The following is a 19,033-nucleotide window of genomic DNA, read 5'->3' on the forward strand; positions in this document are numbered from 1 at the left end:
ACCATCAGGGGAGGCAAAGTTTTCTTAACCGCAATTTTTAAGCTGTACGGAAGGGGGGCCGCCTATTGTCGGACATAGAGGACGAAAAGTCCCGAGGAGAAGACCGAAAACCGGCTCTCAGGTAAGACAAGGGTAGAATGAAATGAACAATCCCGTTTTGAAGCCCGCTTGGGCTGACACGACGCTGCGTCTCGATCCGTCCCGCTTTCCGCAGCAGGTCAGCTACGCCATCCATGATTGTTCGGATGACGTCAGCATCACGATCGACGAACGCGGCGCGGTCCTGCGGAAAGTCCTTCCCTCCAGCGGCCTGCCACTCTCGATTGCCCTGCCGAGGCGCGTCTTCAAGGGTGTCGCCGCCCGCGCCATCGACCATGGCGACGGCGAGGTCACCGTCACACTCGAGCTTCACCATGCGGATCCGGAACTCTGCATTCCGCTGCTCGTCGCCCATGATCTCAGCGACATCGCCGCCGACTGGCGCAGCTGGTCGGAGGCCTTCCGCATTCCGATGCTGATGGTCGAGGCCGATGGCGTCGCCCGGCCGCTCGAAGAGCATATCGGGGCGCTGCGCACCAGTGACCTCAAGCCGCGCCGCCGTCATTCCTACTTCGCCAATCGCCGTCCGCGCTTCCTCGTGCGTCGCACCACCGGGCAGCTGGGCGTCGCCATGAAGATCGAAGGCAAGGAAATCATCGCCCGCAACTGACCGAAATCGCGACAGCGCCATTTCGGCGGTAATATCTCGGAAAATTTCGAAACCCGGCGCTTGTGCCGGGTTTTTCGTGTTACGGGTCATTGCCCTCAAGGAAGGGCGAAGAGCAGCGAAAAGAACAGGCCGAGGAAGATGGTCAGGCCGACGCGGTTGTTCGACTTGAAGAGCGCCAGGCACTGGGCGGGATCGTTGATATCGAGCCGGACAATCTGCCAAGCGAACATGCCGGCCGCGCCGAACAAGGCAATAAAGGCGATGAGATTGGCGCCGGCGAGCGCGAAGGCCGCAAACATCAGCAACAGCGTCAGCCCATAAAGGCCGATCAGCCATTGCCTCGTCTTATCACCGAAGAGGCGCGCGGTGGAGCGCACGCCGATCAGCTCGTCATCCTCCTTGTCCTGATGCGCATAGATCGTGTCGTAACCGATCGTCCAGGCAACGGAGGCGGCGTAGAGCAGGATGGCGGCAAAGGAGAGGCCGCCCAGAATGCCGGCCCAGCCCATCAGCGCGCCCCAGGAAAAGGCAAGGCCGAGATAGAATTGCGGCCAGTCGGTGAAGCGCTTGGCATAGGGATAAAGCGCGACGATGCCGAGCGAGAGGAGGCCGAGAAAGACGGTGAACCAGTTGAACTGCAAGAGCACGAAGAGGCCGACCAGCGCCTGAATGCCGATGAAGATCTTGGCGCGGGCGCGGGTGACGCGGCCGGAGGGCAGCGGACGCGAGCGGGTGCGGGCCACTTCCATATCGATCTCGTGGTCGACGAGATCGTTATAGGTGCAGCCGGCGCCGCGCATGGCGACGGCGCCGATGAAATAGAGGAAAAGGTGGGACACCAGCAGGCTGCCGGAATAGAGCCCCTGGCCAATCGCCGCATTGGAGGCGAGCGTGGCCGACCAGAAGCACGGCCACATCAAGAGCTGCCAGCCGATCGGTCGATCCCAGCGTGCAAGCTGCGCATAAGGCCAGAGCCATGGCGGCAGGATCCGGTAGACCCAGTTATCGGAAGGTGCGTCGGAGACGCGATCGTGGAACTCGCCGGTATCTTGCATGCCATTCATCTAGCGGCGGGCCGGCGATCCGGTCAAGAAGCGATCGCAGCGCGCCAGAAGCGTGTCGCATTAAATCTGATTTCGTATGGCCGCGCTTCGGCTCTTTGTTTATGCATGTCGTTTTCCCGGAACCGCGGCACACTTCCGGGCGACATGCATTAAATCACTGCAGCGAGAAATTGAACCTGTAGGTCGCCGAGACACCGATGAGCACCTGGTTCTTCGAGCCGCGCTGCCGCACGAGGCTGCTGTCGGCCGCCGGACCCGCCAGTCGCTTGTATTCGAGGAAAGAGCTGGCCGACAGGTTTTCCGTCGCCTTCCATGTCAGGGCCGCGCCGGCGCCATAGGACTGGACGCCCGACGACGGCTTGTATTGATCAAGCCCGCTTGCCGCCGACTGTTTGGCGTTGACGCCGTAATAGGCATCATAATAGCCGCTGGTGGCGAATGTCGCGCGCGGACCGCCGGACAATTGCAGGTTGGGGGCGATATCGGTGAAGGCATCAACGGCGAGATCGGCAACGACCCCGTCATGGGAGCGGATGCCTTGGCGAACTTCGGCGCGGGCGCGCAGGAAATCGGTCGGATAGACTTCGACGAAGCCGCCGGCTTCCGCTCCCCATTTGACCTTCTTCATGCCCTTCAGTTCATGACCGTCGCCCTCGTCGCGCGAAGGCACGAATTTGCCGACGAGGCCGGCGCGGAAAGCACCATTATCCATGAGGGCGAAGGACGGATTGTCGTTGCGCGAGGAAAAGCGCGGAGCCGAGCCCTGCCGCCCGGCCGAAATCAGCGGGCTGAACCGGAACTCATAGCGCCGTGAGCCTTCGAATTTCGGCGCTGAAAAGCCGGCGATACCGACGCTGAGATACCAGTCGCCGGACCAGAAATGCTGGCCGCTTTCCTGCGCGAGCGCCAATGCCGGGGATGAACAGGCAATAGCCAGGGAGATCGATACGACTGATCGATGAAACACGTCCGCACTCCAGAAAACGCAAAAACACAGCCGCGGAGAGCGGCGGTGGCTACATTTATCGTGAGGTCGTTACCGCGATGTTAACCACGGCGAGGGGATTGCGCGTCATCGAGACCTAGGAAACCGGCGAGAGCGGCCCCTCATCCGCCTGCCGGCACTTTCTCCCCGCCTGCGGGGCGAAGGGAACAAACCTCAGCCTCTCCGTCCCCGCTAACCTTTCGCACGGCACGTCCCCTCTCCCCGTTTTACTCGGGAGAGGTTGGTAAGGTGCCGTTGTCGGCACGAGAAAAACAGCAAATAGTCGCCCTATCTCTGGTTCCACCGGCGGATGACCGGTTCGGTCAGGTCGTGCTCATAACCAAGCACGCTGATGCTGGCGGTATCGAGCACGAAATGCGCGCCAGCTTGCGGCGGCAGGCCGAGCCAGCGGGCGGCCAGCACGCGCAGGAAATGCGAACTGGAAAAGATCAGGATGGGGGCTGCCGCTTGGCGAAGCGCATCGATGACGGTGTCGGCGCGGGCACCGACGTCAGCGGCCGTTTCGCCGTTCGGGCAACCGTCGCGAAAGAGCTGCCAGCCTGGGCGCTCCGCCAGGATCGTCTTCGTCGTGACGCCTTCATAGGCGCCGTAATCCCATTCGGCTAGATCGTCGCGGATCGCCGCGCCCGCTCCGAAGCCGGCGAGCGCGCAGGTCTTGCGGGCCCGTTGCGACGGGCTCGACCAGACCAGCGAGAAGGAAAGGCCGGCCAGCCGCTCGGCGAGTTTTCGAGCGGCGGCTTCACCGGTCGCCGTCAGGGGAATATCGCTCCGCCCGGTATGGCGCCCGGACAGGCTCCATTCGGTTTCACCGTGGCGGACCAGGTAAATCTCGGGAAAGACATTGCTCATCCGCAGCCCCTTTCATCACAAACGCCGCCGCGGGATCAGAACGTCACCTTTTCCAGCGGTGGCCGCCTCGCCTCGAATTCCTTCAGCTTCGCTTCGTTCTCAGCGATATAGTTGCGGTTGTCGGGAACGGTAAACTGGTTCTTGGCGATCTGGATCTGCAGGATGAACAGCTCATCCCAGCGGAAGCCCATTTCGGAACCGGCCAGATAAAATTCCCACATGCGGAAGAACTGCTCGTCGTAAAGCGCCACCGCGTCGGCCTTGCGCGCCACGAAACGCTCGCGCCAGTGGCGCAGGGTATAGGCATAATGCATCGGCAGGATTTCGACGTCCCTGACGAGGAGCCCGGCCTTCTCCAGGGGCGGCAAGACCTCCCCGACGGAAGGGATATAGCCACCGGGGAAAATATACTTCTCGATGAAGGCATTGGTGCCGAAGCTCGGCTTCGGACGGCCGATCGAATGCAGCACCATGACGCCGTTGTGGTCGAGCAGGTCCGATACCTTGCGGAAGAAGTTGCCATAATTGCCGATGCCGACGTGCTCGAACATACCGACGGAGACGATGCGGTCGAACTTTCGCCCGCTCATGGTGCGGTAGTCCTGCAGCTCGAAATGCACCCGCTCGGAAAGGCCGCGCTTTTCGGCGCGGGCGCGGGAGACCTTGAGCTGCTCTTCGCTCAGCGTAATGCCGGTGAACTCGGCGCCTTCAGTCGCCTCCGTCAGATACATGCCCATGCCGCCCCAGCCGGAGCCGATCTCCAGGATCCGCTGGTTGGGCCTAAGCAGCAGCTTGGCGGCGATATGGCGTTTCTTGGCAAGCTGCGCCTCGTCAAGACCGATACCCGGCGGTTCGAAATAGGCGCAGGAATATTGCCAATCCTCGTCGAGGAAAAGATCGAAGAGCTTGGCCGACAGATCGTAATGATGGGCGACATTGTGCTTGTTACGATTGATCGGCACGCGACTCTTCAGCTGCTGCCAGGCGATACGGCCGACGAGCAGCGCCGCCATCTTGAAGTCGAAGATCTCGTTGGTGGTGTTCTGCTTCACCAGCGATAGGAAGTCGTAGATGTTGCCCTGTTCGAGAATGAACCGGCCCTGCATGTACATTTCACCGAGCTTCAGCGTCGGATCGCGCCGGATGGCGTCCTCGGCCTCCTGATCGGCAAGCCGGGCGACCACCATGTCTCCGGTGCCGTCGCCGATCACGTGAGTCTCGCCATTGGCAAGGGTAAGTTTCAACGAACCCTTGCGGATGATTTGCTGGACAATCGATAGGAAAGCCGACGCCATGGACGCCTCGCAAATGTGACAGGATGGTCACATCAACTTAATAACTCTCCTCCGCCTTACAAGCGCCGGATTTAGCAGTCCGCAAAGAACGCTGCCAAACTGTTGCATTTTTGCCGAAATGACGGTTAAGCCGTTATTTTCGTTTCATGGCTTCGGCGAGTGCACTACCGAAGGCACTCTGGCTCTCCGGTTTCGGAGCTGCAGGCCGGCGATCGTTCTGCGGCCGGCCGCCCTGACCTCCGCGAGAATCAGCACGCGGCTGAGACGCCGAAGAACCATCGTCGCGGCGCATGGAGAGACCGATGCGCTTGCGCTTGGCGTCGACTTCCACGACCCGCACCTTGACGACATCGCCCGCCTTGACGACCTCATGCGGGTCCTTGACGAAACGATCGGCAAGCTGGGACACATGCACCAGACCGTCCTGATGCACGCCGATATCGACGAAGGCGCCGAAGGCGGCGACATTGGTGACGGTGCCTTCGAGCACCATGCCCGGAGTCAGGTCGGAAATCTCGTTGACGCCCTCGGCGAAGGTCGCGGTCTTGAAGCTTGGACGCGGGTCGCGGCCGGGCTTTTCCAGCTCGGCGATGATGTCCTTCACCGTCGGCAGGCCGAATTTCTCATCGATGAACCGGCGCGGGTCGATCGATTTCAGAACGGCGCTGTCGCCCATCAGGGCGCGCAGGTCGCGGCCGCAGGCAGCAACGATCTTCTTGGCGACGCCGTAGGCCTCGGGGTGGACCGAGGAGGCGTCGAGCGGCTCCTTGCCGTTCGGAATGCGCAGGAAGCCGGCGCATTGCTCGAAGGTGCGGCCGCCGAGTCTTGCGACCTTCAGCAGATCGCGCCGCGTCTCGAAACGGCCCTCGCTGTCGCGGTGGCGGACGATCGCCTCGGCGATCGATGGGCCGAGGCCGGAGACACGGGCGAGCAATGGCGCCGAGGCGGTGTTGAGATCGACGCCGACGGCGTTCACCGCGTCTTCGACCACGGCATCGAGCGAGCGCGACAGCTTCTGCTGGTCGACATCGTGCTGATACTGGCCGACGCCGATCGACTTCGGCTCGATCTTGACGAGTTCGGCGAGCGGATCCTGCAGGCGCCGGGCGATGGAGACGGCGCCGCGCAGCGATACGTCGAGATCGGGAAACTCGGCCGCTGCGGTCGCCGAGGCGGAATAGACCGAGGCGCCCGCTTCCGAGACGATGACCTTGGTCGGCTTCGGGGCCGGCAGCTCGGCCAGCATGTCGGCCACCAGCTTTTCGGTTTCGCGGCTGCCTGTGCCGTTGCCGATCGAGATCAGCTCGACATTGTGCTTGCGGATCAGCGAGGCGAGCTCGATCTGGGCGCCGCGCACGTCGTTCCTCGGCTGAAAGGGATAGACGGTCGATGTCGCCACCACCTTGCCGGTGCCGTCGACGACGGCGACCTTGACGCCGGTGCGGATGCCGGGATCGAGACCCATGGTCGCGCGCGAGCCGGCCGGCGCGGCCAGCAGCAGGTCCTTCAGATTGCGGGCGAAGACATGGATCGCCTCCTCTTCGGCCCTTTCGCGCAGCTCCCGCATCAGATCGAGCGACAGCGACATGGAAAGCTTGACGCGCCAGGTCCAGCTGGCGACCTCCATCAGCCACCGGTCGCCGGGACGGCTGGTGCCGATCTCATAGGCAGCGGCGATCATCCGTTCGACCGGCTTGTTCGGCGATGCGGTCTCGGCATCGGCCTCGATCGTCAGCGTCAGCACCTCCTCGTTCCACCCGCGCAGCATGGCGAGCGCGCGGTGGCCGGGCGCGGTCGCCCAGCGTTCGGAATGATCGAAATAATCGGAGAACTTCTCGCCCGCCGCCTGCTTGCCGTCAACGACCCTGGCCTTCAGCAGCGCTGCCTGGCGCATATGGGCGCGCAACTTGCCGAGCAGGTCGGCATTTTCGGCAATACCTTCGGCGATGATGTCGCGCGCGCCTTCCAGCGCCGTCTTCACGTCGGGCACGTCAGCCGTGACGAAGCCTTCGGCGAGCACCGCCGGCTCTCGGCCACGCTCGGCCAGGATCGCCTCGGCAAGCGGGCCGAGGCCGCGTTCGCGGGCGATTTCGGCGCGGGTGCGGCGCTTCGGCTTGTAGGGCAGATAGAGATCCTCGAGCTCGGCCTTGGTTTCGGCGCCCGCGACCTTCGCCATCAGCTCCTCGGTCATCTTGCCCTGGCCGGTGATCGATTCGACGATCGCGTCGCGCCGGGCTTCGAGTTCGCGCAGATAGACCAGCCGCTCGGCGAGATTGCGCAGCTGGGTGTCATCGAGCCCGCCCGTCACTTCCTTGCGGTAGCGGGCGATGAAGGGCACGGTGGCGCCCTCGTCGAGCAGCTCGATGGCGGCTTTGGCCTGGTCCGGCCGGGCGTTGATTTCGGCCGAGATACGGGCTGCGAGAAAACGGAGGTCAGCGGCCATGGGATTTCCTGTTCCGACGAAAGTTGCGGGACCATAGCGGCGAAAAGCGGCAAGGCAATGCCCGACTGTGGTTTCCACAGCGGAAGTTGGGGAATTGGGGGCATCTGCGTGTCGCCCATCCCCATCGCTCTCTTCCGTTTTTGCGGTTGTGCAGATGCGGCATTCTTTGATAGCAGAAGCAACGTTTTTGGATCGCCCTGCCCGCGGGCGCAAGGAAAAGAGTGACATGCCAAACCTTCTTCTCGAACTTCGCTCCGAAGAGATTCCGGCCCGCATGCAGCGCAAGGCTGCCGGCGACCTGAAGAAGCTCGTCACCGATGCGCTCGTCGAAGCCGGCCTGTCCTATGAGGGCGCGCGCGAATACTGGACGCCGCGCCGGCTGGCGCTCGACATCCACGGCTTGACGGCGCGCTCGGCCGATGTACGCGAGGAACGCAAAGGGCCGCGCACCGACGCCAACGAGAAGGCAATCGAGGGCTTTCTGCGCGGCGCCGGCCTTTCCTCCGTCTCCGAGGCGCAGGTGGTGAGCGATCCAAAGAAGGGCGATTTCTACGTCGCAGTCATTTCCAAGCCCGGCCGCGCGACGGAAGAGATCGTCGCCGAGGTGATGCCCGGCATCATCCGCGATTTCCCCTGGCCGAAATCGATGCGCTGGGGCAAGGCCTCCTCCAGACCGGGCGCGCTGCGTTGGGTGCGGCCGCTGCAGTCGATCGTCTGCACCTTCGGCCCGGAGCATGAAGAAACCGTGGTCATCCCCTTCGAGATCGACGGCATCACCGCCTCCAACGTCACCTATGGCCACCGCTTCCATGCGCCCGAAGCCATCACTGTCCGCCGCTTCGACGATTATGCGGCGAGCCTGGAAAAGGCGAAGGTCATCCTCGACGCCGAGCGGCGCAAGGACATCATCCTGCACGACGCGCGCGACATTGCTTTTGCCAACGGGCTCGAGCTGGTGGAAGACGAAGGCTTGCTGGAGGAAGTGTCCGGCCTCGTCGAATGGCCACAGGTGCTGATGGGCAGCTTCGAGGAAGATTATCTCTCCATTCCCTCCGAGATCATCCGGCTGACGATCAAAACCAACCAGAAGTGCTTCGTCACCCGAAGGCAGGGCGAAGAGACACTGTCGAACAGGTTCATCCTGGTGTCCAACATCCAGGCGCATGACGGTGGCAAGGAAATCGTCCATGGCAACGGCAAGGTGGTGCGCGCCCGCCTTTCGGATGCCCTGCATTTCTGGAAGCGCGACCAGAGCGATATGCCCGACCTCGAGACACTCAAAACATCTGCCGTAAGGTTCGGCCTTGACCTGAAGAAGCCGCTCGACCAACGCATGGCCAAGCTCGATGCGCTCGACGTGACCTTCCACGCCAAGCTCGGCACGCAGGGCGACCGGGTCGCCCGCATCCGCGCGCGGGCAAAGGAATTGGCTGATATCACCGGCGCCGACGCCGGTCTCGTCGATCGCGCCGCCGTGCTCGCCAAGGCGGATCTGCGCACCGAGGCCGTCGGCGAATTTCCGGAACTGCAAGGCTTGATGGGCCGCAAATATGCGGTGCTGCAGGGCGAAAACGCCTCCGTCGCCGCGGCGATCGAGGACCATTACAAGCCGCAGGGTCCGTCGGACCGCGTGCCGGAGAACAAGGTGGCGATTACGCTGGCGCTTGCCGACAAGCTCGACACGCTGACGGGCTTCTGGGCGATCGACGAGAAGCCGACGGGTTCAAAAGACCCGTTTGCGCTGCGGCGTGCCGCCCTCGGCGTCGTTCGTATCCTGCTGGAACGCAGGGTCCGCCTGCCGCTGCTGGCGGCGACCAAGGATGATGATCTGCTCTCCTTCTTCCATGATCGCCTCAAGGTCTATCTGCGTGATCAGGGTGCCCGGCACGATCTGATCGACGCCGTGCTGACGCCTGAAGCCGACGATCTGTTGATGGTGGCGCGCCGCGTCGAGGCGCTGACGGCCTTCATCTCCTCGGAGGACGGCAAGAACCTGCTCGCCGGCACCAAGCGCGCGACGCAGCTGCTCGCCGCCGAGGAGAAGAAGGGCACCGTCATCGCCGACGGCGTTTCGCCGGCGCTCTTCAGGCTCGATGCCGAGAAGGAGCTGTTCGCCGCCATATCGAGCGCTTCGCAGGATGCGGCGAATGCCGTTGCCGGCGAAGATTTTCGCTCGGCGATGGAAGCGCTTTCCAAGCTGCGCGGCCCTGTCGACCGCTTCTTCGAAGACGTGCTCGTCAACGACGAGGACGCGGCCATCCGCGCCAACCGCCTGGCTCTGCTGCGGTTGATCCGCGAGGCGACGGGAACGGTGGCGGATTTCTCGAAGATTTCGGGGTGATATTCGGCTTCTTGCAGTGCCGACGCGGCGCGGTCTCGAACATCTGCCCCTCACCCTAACCTTTGCCGGGGTCGAGCCACGGGTCTCGTCCCGTCCTCCGGACCCCCGTAAACGGGTAGAGGGGACCTGCCCTGCGAGAGGTTGTGGGGAACGGAGAGGTCGCGGCAAATCCCCTTCGCCCCGCGCGCGGGGAGAAGGCGCCGGCAGGCGGATGAGGGGCGTTTTGCTATCGCTTAAACAATCCGCCCACCCAACCCTGGCATTGCCGCCACCACGGCGCTATTCAAACAGCCATGCACAGCAAGATTCTCGTCAGCGCCTGCCTCATGGGGCACGCCGTCCGTTATGACGGACGGGCGAAACCGTTGCTTCACCCGGCGATCGAGAGATGGCGGGCCGAAGGGCGGTTGGTGACGATCTGTCCGGAGATGTCGGCGGGCATGGCGGTGCCGCGGGCGCCGGCGGAGATCGCAGAGGCGGCAACCGGCAAAGAGGTTCTGGCCGGCAAGGCGCGGGTTATAGAGCTGACGGGCGGCGATGTGACGGCAGAGTTTCTGCAGGCGGCGGAGAATGCCGTGGCGCTCGCACGGCAGACCGGCTGCCGCTATGCTCTGCTCATCGACGGCAGTCCGTCCTGCGGCTCCGGGTTCATCTATGACGGCACCTTTTCCGGACGCAGGCAGGCCGGCAACGGCGTAACGGCGGCGGCGCTGAAAGCGGCCGGCGTCGAAGTGTTTTCCGATGGGGAAATCGACCGATTGATCGACCGTCTGGCACAATGAACCCCAAACGACACGGCCGCCGGAGAACCGACGGCCGCTAAGAATTTGGTGCTGAAAATCCTGTTTGTCCCCACACTGCTTTTGTTTTTATGCAATTCCTGACGGAAACCCGCCTCTATCCTGGAATTGCGCTAGGCAGCGCGGCGACCTTGATGCGCAATGGGAGCAGCACCGGCATTGCCGACCCGGAAGCCGCGGATGAGGTCGATCAGTTCGTCGGTGTCGCTGGCGAGCGTCTCGGCCGATGCCGTGGTCTCCTCGGCCATGGCGGCGTTCTGCTGGGTGGCGGCGTCGAGCTGGTTCACCGCCGAAGAGATCGAGCGCAGCGTGGTGTCCTGTTCGGAAGCGCTGTGGGCGATTTTGGCGACGATCTCGTTGGCGGCCTTGATCTGGTCGGAGATGCGCTTCAGCGCCTCGCCTGCCTCGCCGACCAGTCGGACGCCGTGATCGACCTGGGTGGAGGAGCGGGCGATCTGGTCCTTGATCTCCTTTGCCGCGGCGGCGGAGCGCTGGGCGAGTTCGCGCACCTCCTGGGCAACAACGGCAAAACCCTTGCCGGATTCACCGGCACGGGCCGCCTCGACGCCGGCGTTCAAAGCCAGGAGGTTGGTCTGGAAGGCGATCTCGTCGATGACGCCGATGATCTTTGATATCTCCGAAGACGATTTCTCGATGCCGCTCATCGCCTCGATCGCCTCGCTGACGATCGCATCGCTATGGGTGGTCTCGGCGCTGACGGCGTGCACGCGCTTGCTCGCCTCATGGGCGCCATCGGCGGTCTGGCGGACGGCGACCGTGAGCTCATCGAGGGCGGCCGATGTTTCCTCCAGGCTTGCGGCCTGGCGCTCGGTGCGCTGCGACAACTCGTTCGAGGCGCGGCGAATCTCTTCCTTGCTCGTACCGATGTCACTGCCCTTGGCGCTGACCTTGGCCATGGCGGCTTCGAGATGCGACAGCGCATCGTTGAAGTTGTCGCGAAGGGCGGCGTATTTCTGGCCGAGATCGGCGCAGCGGACGGTAAGATCGCCGCGGGCGATCAGCTCCAGCGCCTGGCCGATCGTCGTCACCACGCGGGCCTGGAGTGCGGCGTCGTCCTGCTGCTGGCGCAGGTTGTTTTCGCGCTCGCTTTCCAGCGCCAGCTGCTGGGCCGCCTCGCGATCGGACATCTGATGCCGTTCGCGGATCTTCTCCTGCAGCGACAGCGTCGCCTTTGCCATCATGCCGACCTCATTGTTCATGCCGGTATGCGGGATGGCGATGGAGACGTCCTCTTCGGAGACCGCCTTCAGGGCGGCATGGACATTGTTGAGGGGCCCCGATATGCCGCGGATGACGACGTAGGCCGCAGCCATGGCCAGGAAGAAAAGAACGATGCTGCCGGAGAGAGCGGTCAGGATCGTGCTGTTCACCTGGGCATCGAGATCGTCCATATAGACGCCGGTGACAACGACGACCTTCCAGGGGTCGAAGGCCTGGCCATAGGCCGTCTTGCGATAATCGCCGGCCGGCTGGCCCGGCTTGCTGGTGGAATAAAATTCGACGAGACCGCCGCCCTGCTGGCCGAGTTTGACCAACTCTTCGCGATAGAGCTTGCCCTTGCTGTCCGGCTGCCCCTTCAGGTTCTGTCCGACCTTCGAGGCGTCGTAGTGAAACATCATCTGGACATCGTAGCTATAGCCGAAGAAATAGCCGTCCGGATCGTATTTCATGCCATTGACGGTGGCGTAAGCCTGCTTCTGGGCATCCTCCAGCTTCATTTCGCCTGCGGTCACCTTGGCCTGGTAAAGCTTGAGAACCGAGATCGCCGACTGAACCTCGGCACGCAGCATGTCGTAACGCTCCTTGTAAATGGCATCGACCGAGGAGCGGATCTGCAGGGACGTGGCGATCGCAAAGGCCGACATCAAACCGACGATCAGCAATATGAGCTGCTTCGATATCTTCAAATTTTTCATGATTCCTCGCAAAGGGGAATGAGGGAATACATTCCGGTGCGGTCTTCTACCGCCTGTGCGAGCGCATCTGAGAAGGACGCGTCTACCGCTGCTGAACAACATGCTGCGACCGGTGAGTAAGAATTGAAGCTGACTCAATAAGAAAGCTTTAATTTTATTCAAAACGGCGCAAATTTCCCTAAAAATCAGGGGCGGAGTTACCAAGCATACCGCTGACTTCACCCGCCGATCGAATATCATCCGTTTTCGCTCTGCAGAACTGCCGGGGCCTTAGAGCTTTTCCGGGCTAGATTGAAGCATTCTGCCGGAGCAGGTTTTCGTCAGGGCAAAGGCGATTGGCGACGGGCATACCCCCAGGTACGTCCGAGCCGATCGCCTTTGATCCTGGCGGAAACATGCCCGGCCCACCGGCCGCACCGCTTCGCCGTGGGCGAAGCGACAAGTGCGTCCGGCGATTCCAAGGTCTTGCAGATTTGCCAAGCAAATCTGCGGGAGGGTTGGCTGAAACGGGCCGGCTGATCGACCGGCCGGCTTGGCCGTAGAGCTGGGCTACGACACGCGCCGGCCGGTCGACCATCCGACCCCGTTTGAGCCAACAGAATGCTTCAATCTAACCCGGAAAAGCTCTAAAGCAGGAATGCACCCCCGCTTCTCTTCGAGGGTGCATTCGCTCCACCGCGGTGGAACCCCAAGCGATCGAAACCTTGATCGGGCAGGGGCAGGGAACTATCGCAGCGGCTCAGATTGGCTTTAGTGGCACACAGCCGTTTTGCGTGTTGATCGTCTAGAAGCGCAGCTTGAATTCGGAAATATCGAGAGCCGCCGGCTTCTCAACCATGCCGGCGGCAACCGGCCTGGCATCGCCGCCGATGACGGCTGCGGTCGTTGCGTTCATGTCGATGCCTTGGGCGGGCGATATCGAAGGTTCGGCGGCAGCCAGGGCTTCCGGCGTTGCCTTGCTGACGAAGACGACGGGCGAACCACCCATCCAGGCTTCGGTGCGGAAGATCTTCGTTTCGCCGCCGACGTGGCGGACTTCGCTTGCCTGGAGGACGCCGGGTTTCAGTTCCGGCACCGTATAGTCCTTGCGGCTATGCTCGGCCTGCAGCGGCGGGCAAGCGGCGCAGCTTTCAGTGACGATGCTGCCTTCTGCACGGCCTGCCGTTTTGCCGATCACCTCAATCGAGGAGGCCATCGCCGTGCCTGCCATCAGCAGGATTGCCGCACCGAGGAAAATCTGACGCATCAACGCACCTCCGTCTCACTACGGCAGCGGTATAGCGCAGCTTCGTTTCCATCCCGTCAGGGGAAAGGGTAAAAATTTAAGGAACGTAGCGGTTTATGCTTTGTCCGAGGCTTTTTCGCGCTCGATCGCGCGCCAGCCGATATCGCGCCGGCAGAAGCCGTTTTCCCACCGAACTCTGTCCAGCAGGGCATAGGCGCGGCCCTTCGCCTCGGCAACCGTGCCGCCTGACGCCGTGACGTTGAGCACGCGGCCGCCGGTCGCGACCAGCACGCCGTCCTTCATGCCCGTGCCGGCATGAAACACCTTCTCGCCCTCGCCTGCCGCCGGCAGCGACTGGATCGGTGTGTTTTTCTCATAGGCGCCGGGATAGCCCTTCGAGGCCATGACCACTGTCAGGGCCGGATCGTCGCTCCATTCGGCGCTCACCTGATCGAGCGTGCCATTGGCGGTGGCAAGCAGCAGCGGCAGCAGATCGCTCTTCAGCCGCATCATCAGCACCTGGCATTCCGGATCGCCGAAACGAACATTGTATTCGATCAGCTCCGGGCCCTTATGAGTGATCATCAGTCCGGCGAAAAACACGCCGGAGAAGGGATGCCCGCTCTCGGCCATGCCGCGGATTGTCGGCTCGATGATTTCCTTCATCGTCCGCTCGACCATTTCGGCCGTCATGACCGGCGCTGGCGAATAGGCGCCCATGCCGCCGGTATTGACGCCGGTATCGCCCTCGCCCACCCGCTTGTGATCCTGGGCGGTCACCAGCGGCAGCGCATGTTTTCCGTCGCAGAGACAAAAGAAGCTTGCCTCCTCGCCATCGAGATAGGCTTCGACGACGACTTCGGCGCCGGCCGCGCCAAAGGCGCCCTCGAAGCAGTCGTCGACGGCAGCAAGCGCCTCATCGAGCGTCATCGCAACCGTCACGCCCTTGCCGGCGGCCAGCCCGTCAGCCTTGACGACGATCGGTGCGCCCTGCCCGCGAATATAGGCTTTCGCCTTCGGCGCGTTGTTGAAACGCTGGTAGGCGCCGGTGGGAATGCCGTAGCGGGCGCAGATGTCCTTGGTGAAGCCCTTGGAGCCCTCGAGCTGGGCGGCGCCGGCGGAGGGGCCGAAGACCGCCAGGCCGTCGGCGCGCAGCCGGTCGGCGAGGCCGGCGACGAGCGGGGCCTCGGGGCCGACGACGACGAAATCGATCGCCTTGTCCTTGCAGATGGCAGCGACCGCTTCATGATCGTCGATATTGACCGGCACGAGGACGGCGTGTTCGCCAATGCCCGGATTGCCGGGCGCGGCGTAGAGTTCGCTCAGCAACGGCGATTGCGCCAGCTTCCAGGCGAGCGCGTGCTCGCGTCCGCCCGACCCGATCAACAGAACCTTCATGCGCGACCCTTTCCTGTTCCGTCAGGCGGTTAAGGGCCACGGGCTGAAAGGTCAAGCGGGAAAGCTTACCAGCCCCCGCCTCCGCCGCCTCCGCCACCTCCGCCAGAGGAGCCGCCGCCGGAAAAACCGGAGGATGAACTCGACGGCGGCGGCGAGGGGATCGTCGACGCGATGGTGGACGCCATTGACGAGGAGAAACCGCCGATACGGTCGGAGAAGCTGCCGCTGTTGAAATCACCGGAATACCAGGAGGGCGAATAGGCCGCGGCCGCGCCGGCGGCGGCTGCCGCGAGCCAGGTCTCGAAGGTGCGCGACCAGGGCTTTTCGACGCCCAAAGCCACGGCATAGGGGAGCAGGGTCTCGAAATGCTGCGGCGACATTTGGGGAGCGCCGGCCATATTCATGCGGTCCTTCTCGGCCAGCGTCAGGTATTGCCGCAGGCCGTCAACGCCGTCCATCATCCTGGCGCCGAGCGGGGTCGGCGCGCCCATGATGAAGACATAGAGGACGTTGAGCAGCACGATGCCGCCGACGGCAAAGAGCATCGGCGTTTCGTGCAGCTCCACCAGCGACGAGGCAAGCGTCAGGACAATGATCGCCAGGATGCTGACGCCGACAAAAACGCCGACCGCTGCGGCGATGACGGCCATGACCTTGGCGAACAGCGATCTGCCGTGGTGCAGCGACTTGACCAAACCGGCGACGAAGACGGAAATGAAGACCGAGATGGCAATCGGGATCAGCATCAGTGCGATCGTGTCAGGCTCCAGCGAGCCGAAGACGAACAGCGCCACCAGGGCGGCGGCGCTGAGCGCGATGCCGCCTGCGGTATAGCCGATGTTGGAATTGTAATATTTGCCGCGATGTTCCTTCTCGATGGCCGAACGGAAGGACTGCCCTACCGATTTTACCCGCTCGCCATTGGCCTTGTCGATCGTCAGCGTCCTGCCTTCGCCGCCGGCCACTTTCAGCAGTTCGGCCTCGCCGGCCTGGAACTTCTCCTTGCCGAGCGCCTTGCCGGTACCGCGAATGACGATCGAATTCTTCAGGTCTTCGAGCTTGACGTAACCGCGGACCGCAAGATTGAGCGCCGTGGCGGCAAGCGCCGTCCAGCCGCCGCCGGAAAAGCCCCTATTGTCGATGTAGTTGACCAGCGCCGGCGAGATGCCGTCAGGCGCATCCCAGCGCGGCACGACGACGCCCCGGGCGGGATCGCGACCAACCTTCAGCCAGGATCTGAGGTAGTAGGCGAAAACCAGGATCAGGCCGCCGAAGCCGATGAAATAATTGCGGTTGTCCTTCAGCCACCAGGTGCTTTCCATATCCGCGCTCGGCGGATCGATCGAGCCCTTCGGCATCCGGATCGCAAAGGTCAGGCCTTCATTGGGGCCAAGAGGCGCGGTGGTGGAAAAGACAAGGCCGGCGCTGCTTTCGCTGACACGGGCGTTCTTTCCAGTCGCGCCTTGCGGGCCGGTGAAGAAGATCGTCCCCGTCGCAGCGACACCCGGCGGCAGCGTCACCGTCGCCGTCGCGGAGCGGATCGGAAAGATCCAGCCATTGCCGGTGACGTTCCAGTAGAGTTCGTCGTGATCGTCGAAGTAGCGGATCTGGCGGTTGGTCCGGTAGGTGAAGACGTAGCGATGACGACCCGGCGTCACCGTCACCTCGGCGGAGCCGGCATAGATGCGGATGCCGCCCGATATCGATTCGGTATGCCAGGGCTCGTCCGCGCCGTCGCGGCTGACCGACACCATGTCGAAATCGACGCTGCGGCGACGACCTCCGGCGTCGGTGAAAAAAAGCGGAAAGTCCCGGAAGATGCCATGATTGATCCGGTTGCCCTCGGCATTGACGGTGATCGTTTCCCTCACCGTCATCGCGCCGCTCTTTTCCAGCGTGATGTCGGAGGCGAAGCTGTCGATCACCTCGGCGGCAAAGACCGCCGGCGCGGCGAGCATCAAGATGAGCGCCAAGCAGAATCCGAAAAACCGACGCCCCATTCCTCTCTCCCTGCCGGCGGCCCCGGCCGCGCTTTTCGTCAATCATTGTCCTGATAGGTCACGCCGAGGGCGGCGAGCGTCCGCCAATAGGCGGGGAACGTCTTGCCGACGCAATCGGGGTCGAGAATGGTGATGCCATCGATCTTCAGTCCGGCGAGCGCAAAGCTCATGGCGATGCGGTGATCGGCGAAGGTGTCGATCTCGGCCGGAAGACGCTGGCCGGCGAGAGCAGGATCGGAATGGACGATCAGATCGTCGCCTTCCTCGACGGCCAGACCTTCGCGGATCTTGTTGAGCCCGGTGGACAGGGCGCGGATGCGGTCGCATTCCTTGACGCGCAGATTGGCAATGCCGACGAAGCGGACCGGCGTCTCGTTGAAGGCGGCAAGCACGGCGATCGTCGGAACGGCATCCTGCATCTGCGAGCCATCGATTTCGGCCGGCAGATGCGGGAACTTGGCGATCGTCTCGTAAGCCTTGGCATCCGGCTGGGTGAAGGCATCGTTCGGTACGCCGAGATCGATCTTGCCCTCGCTCAGCACTTCGGCCGCCCAGAGGTAGGTCGCGGCCGATGCATCCGGCTCGATGACGAAATCGGCGGCGCGGTAGCCGGTCGGTTCGACGCGCCAGGTGACGGGGCTGGTCTTTTCGACCTTGGCGCCGAAGGCCCTCATCGCCGCCGTGGTGAGATCGATATAGCCAAGCGCGCCGATATCCTCGCCGACCAGTTCGATGTCGACCGAACGGTCGCCGCCGGCCGCCATCATCAGCAGCGCCGAAACATACTGGCTGGACAGCCCGCCATCAATCAGGATCCGGTCGGCCTCGAAGCGGCCGGTGCCCCTGACGGTGACCGGCGGGCAGCCGGTCTCGGCGGTGATGTCGATGCCGAGCGTGCGCATCGCTTCGACCAGCGGGCCGATCGGGCGCTTGCGCATGTGCTCGTCGCCGTCGACGATGACGGTACCGTCGACCAGAGCCGCAGCCGCCGTCAGGAAACGTGTGGCCGTCCCGGCGTTGCCGAGGAAGAGCGGCGCCTTCGGCGGCATGAGCCGGCCGCTGCCGGTGACGACGAAAGTTGTGTCGTCGGGCTCGTCGATCGCAACACCCATGGCGCGCAGCGCATCGGCCATATAACGGGTATCGTCGCTCTTCAGCGCGCCGGTCAGCCGGCTCGTGCCCTCGGCAAGGCCGGCGAGAAGCAGGGCCCGATTGGTGATCGACTTCGAGCCCGGCGGCATGGCGCGACCGGAAAGCGGCCGGCCCGGCGGGATGATCGTGAGTTTGGCTGTGCGTGTCATGCTACGTCTTCCGTCCATGGGCGAGCTAAAGCGCGTCGCCACCTGCCCTTGCTCTTAATCGGTTTTTTGCAAAGGCAAAATGCCGGATCGTCAGAATTTGACGCTGGGGACGGCGCGATCGGCCTCGTTGGTGATCTCGAAATACTCCCGCTTGGCAAAACCGAACTGGCCGGCGACGAGATTGGAGGGAAAGCTTTCGACCTTGACGTTGAGGTCGCGGGCCGCGCCGTTGTAATAACGCCGCGCCATCTGCAGCTCGCCCTCCAGAGTTTCGAGCGACGCCTGCAGTTCGGCAAAATTCTGGTTGGCCTTGAGATCGGGATAGGCCTCGGCGAGCGCGATCACCCGGCCGAGCGCCTGGCCGAGCAGGCCTTCCGCCTGCGCCCTGCCGGCAACGTCACCCGATGGCACGGCCTGCGCCTTGTTGCGGAGCGCAACCACCTCCTCGAGCGTCGACTTTTCATGGGCGGCATAGCCTTTGACCGTCTCGATCAGGTTCGGGATCAGATCGGCGCGCCGCTTCAACTGCACATCGATGCCCGACCAGGCTTCCTCAGCCATCTGCCGGGAACGAACCAGGCCGTTATAAATGAAGACGATGTAAAGCGCGATGACAACGATAAGAGCAAGTATCACATACATGCAGATGAGCTCCCCGATTTGAT

At 63.1% G+C, this 19,033-nt stretch carries 14 protein-coding genes; 3 read left to right on the plus strand and 11 right to left on the minus strand.

Features of this window, described 5'->3' with window-relative positions:
- The first annotated feature begins 142 nt into the window (after window positions 1-142).
- Window positions 143-709 (plus strand): DUF6101 family protein, encoded by a 567-nt coding sequence (locus tag HJC04_RS16825; RefSeq protein WP_210628974.1) that lies wholly within the window; start codon window positions 143-145, stop codon window positions 707-709.
- Window positions 710-804: 95 nt separating this feature from the next.
- Here HJC04_RS16825 and ubiA read toward each other — a convergent pair whose 3' ends face one another.
- The 5 genes from ubiA to HJC04_RS16850 form a co-directional block, all read right to left on the minus strand.
- Complete coding sequence (gene ubiA / locus HJC04_RS16830; RefSeq protein WP_210628975.1) at window positions 805-1,764, minus strand: 4-hydroxybenzoate octaprenyltransferase; 960 nt, start codon at window positions 1,762-1,764, stop codon at window positions 805-807.
- A gap of 163 nt (window positions 1,765-1,927) precedes the next feature.
- On the minus strand, window positions 1,928-2,740 hold the full coding sequence (locus HJC04_RS16835) for a MipA/OmpV family protein (RefSeq protein ID WP_221146682.1): 813 nt from the start codon (window positions 2,738-2,740) through the stop codon (window positions 1,928-1,930).
- Between the two features lie 306 nt (window positions 2,741-3,046).
- A complete protein-coding gene (locus HJC04_RS16840; protein ID WP_210628977.1) occupies window positions 3,047-3,628 on the minus strand; it encodes a histidine phosphatase family protein in 582 nt (193 codons plus the stop codon).
- A 35-nt stretch (window positions 3,629-3,663) separates the two neighbouring features.
- Window positions 3,664-4,923 carry a cyclopropane-fatty-acyl-phospholipid synthase family protein gene (locus tag HJC04_RS16845; RefSeq protein WP_210628978.1) on the minus strand — a complete coding sequence of 420 codons (1,260 nt, stop codon included), beginning with the start codon at window positions 4,921-4,923 and terminating at the stop codon, window positions 3,664-3,666.
- A gap of 133 nt (window positions 4,924-5,056) precedes the next feature.
- A complete protein-coding gene (locus tag HJC04_RS16850; RefSeq protein WP_221123922.1) occupies window positions 5,057-7,366 on the minus strand; it encodes a Tex family protein in 2,310 nt (769 codons plus the stop codon).
- 226 nt (window positions 7,367-7,592) lie between these two features.
- On the opposite strand from HJC04_RS16850, the gene glyS reads away from it, so the two are divergent.
- Both glyS and HJC04_RS16860 read left to right on the plus strand, forming a co-directional pair.
- A complete protein-coding gene (gene glyS / locus HJC04_RS16855; RefSeq protein ID WP_210628980.1) occupies window positions 7,593-9,707 on the plus strand; it encodes a glycine--tRNA ligase subunit beta in 2,115 nt (704 codons plus the stop codon).
- 293 nt (window positions 9,708-10,000) lie between these two features.
- Entirely contained in the window at window positions 10,001-10,489 is a 489-nt protein-coding gene (locus tag HJC04_RS16860; protein WP_210628981.1) for a DUF523 domain-containing protein, read from the plus strand.
- A gap of 131 nt (window positions 10,490-10,620) precedes the next feature.
- On the opposite strand, the gene HJC04_RS16865 is transcribed toward HJC04_RS16860, so the two are convergent.
- The 6 genes from HJC04_RS16865 to HJC04_RS16890 all read right to left on the minus strand — a co-directional run bounded on the left by HJC04_RS16865 (window position 10,621) and on the right by HJC04_RS16890 (window position 19,010).
- Complete coding sequence (locus HJC04_RS16865) at window positions 10,621-12,444, minus strand: methyl-accepting chemotaxis protein (protein WP_210628982.1); 1,824 nt, start codon at window positions 12,442-12,444, stop codon at window positions 10,621-10,623.
- Window positions 12,445-13,228: 784 nt separating this feature from the next.
- The gene (locus HJC04_RS16870; RefSeq protein WP_210628983.1) at window positions 13,229-13,690 is read right to left on the minus strand and encodes a plant virulence effector HPE1-like domain-containing protein; all 462 of its coding nucleotides are present in this window, start codon (window positions 13,688-13,690) and stop codon (window positions 13,229-13,231) included.
- Window positions 13,691-13,783: 93 nt separating this feature from the next.
- Window positions 13,784-15,067 (minus strand): phosphoribosylamine--glycine ligase, encoded by a 1,284-nt coding sequence (purD, locus tag HJC04_RS16875; RefSeq protein ID WP_210628984.1) that lies wholly within the window; start codon window positions 15,065-15,067, stop codon window positions 13,784-13,786.
- 65 nt (window positions 15,068-15,132) lie between these two features.
- Window positions 15,133-17,067, minus strand: a complete 1,935-nt coding sequence (locus tag HJC04_RS16880; RefSeq protein ID WP_210628985.1) for a DUF2207 domain-containing protein — start codon at window positions 17,065-17,067, stop codon at window positions 15,133-15,135.
- A gap of 38 nt (window positions 17,068-17,105) precedes the next feature.
- Window positions 17,106-18,368 carry a 3-phosphoshikimate 1-carboxyvinyltransferase gene (gene aroA, locus HJC04_RS16885; protein ID WP_221146683.1) on the minus strand — a complete coding sequence of 421 codons (1,263 nt, stop codon included), beginning with the start codon at window positions 18,366-18,368 and terminating at the stop codon, window positions 17,106-17,108.
- A gap of 90 nt (window positions 18,369-18,458) precedes the next feature.
- Entirely contained in the window at window positions 18,459-19,010 is a 552-nt protein-coding gene (locus tag HJC04_RS16890; RefSeq protein WP_210628987.1) for a LemA family protein, read from the minus strand.
- Window positions 19,011-19,033: the final 23 nt, after the last annotated feature.

This window comes from Rhizobium sp. NLR8a, from assembly GCF_019685235.1.
In the GTDB taxonomy this organism is placed as follows: Bacteria; Pseudomonadota; Alphaproteobacteria; order Rhizobiales; family Rhizobiaceae; genus Rhizobium.

Excerpts from the sequence above, each read along its gene's own strand:
- HJC04_RS16880 (WP_210628985.1), bottom strand. The coding sequence starts at position 17,067 with ATGGGGCGTCGGTTTTTCGGATTCTGCTTGGCGCTCATCTTGATGCTC.
- HJC04_RS16870 (WP_210628983.1), bottom strand. The coding sequence starts at position 13,690 with ATGCGTCAGATTTTCCTCGGTGCGGCAATCCTGCTGATGGCAGGCACG.
- aroA (WP_221146683.1), bottom strand. The coding sequence starts at position 18,368 with ATGACACGCACAGCCAAACTCACGATCATCCCGCCGGGCCGGCCGCTT.
- HJC04_RS16825 (WP_210628974.1), top strand. The coding sequence starts at position 143 with ATGAACAATCCCGTTTTGAAGCCCGCTTGGGCTGACACGACGCTGCGT.
- HJC04_RS16850 (WP_221123922.1), bottom strand. The coding sequence starts at position 7,366 with ATGGCCGCTGACCTCCGTTTTCTCGCAGCCCGTATCTCGGCCGAAATC.
- HJC04_RS16840 (WP_210628977.1), bottom strand. The coding sequence starts at position 3,628 with ATGAGCAATGTCTTTCCCGAGATTTACCTGGTCCGCCACGGTGAAACC.
- HJC04_RS16860 (WP_210628981.1), top strand. The coding sequence starts at position 10,001 with ATGCACAGCAAGATTCTCGTCAGCGCCTGCCTCATGGGGCACGCCGTC.
- HJC04_RS16845 (WP_210628978.1), bottom strand. The coding sequence starts at position 4,923 with ATGGCGTCGGCTTTCCTATCGATTGTCCAGCAAATCATCCGCAAGGGT.
- glyS (WP_210628980.1), top strand. The coding sequence starts at position 7,593 with ATGCCAAACCTTCTTCTCGAACTTCGCTCCGAAGAGATTCCGGCCCGC.
- HJC04_RS16890 (WP_210628987.1), bottom strand. The coding sequence starts at position 19,010 with ATGTATGTGATACTTGCTCTTATCGTTGTCATCGCGCTTTACATCGTC.
- purD (WP_210628984.1), bottom strand. The coding sequence starts at position 15,067 with ATGAAGGTTCTGTTGATCGGGTCGGGCGGACGCGAGCACGCGCTCGCC.
- HJC04_RS16865 (WP_210628982.1), bottom strand. The coding sequence starts at position 12,444 with ATGAAAAATTTGAAGATATCGAAGCAGCTCATATTGCTGATCGTCGGT.
- ubiA (WP_210628975.1), bottom strand. The coding sequence starts at position 1,764 with ATGCAAGATACCGGCGAGTTCCACGATCGCGTCTCCGACGCACCTTCC.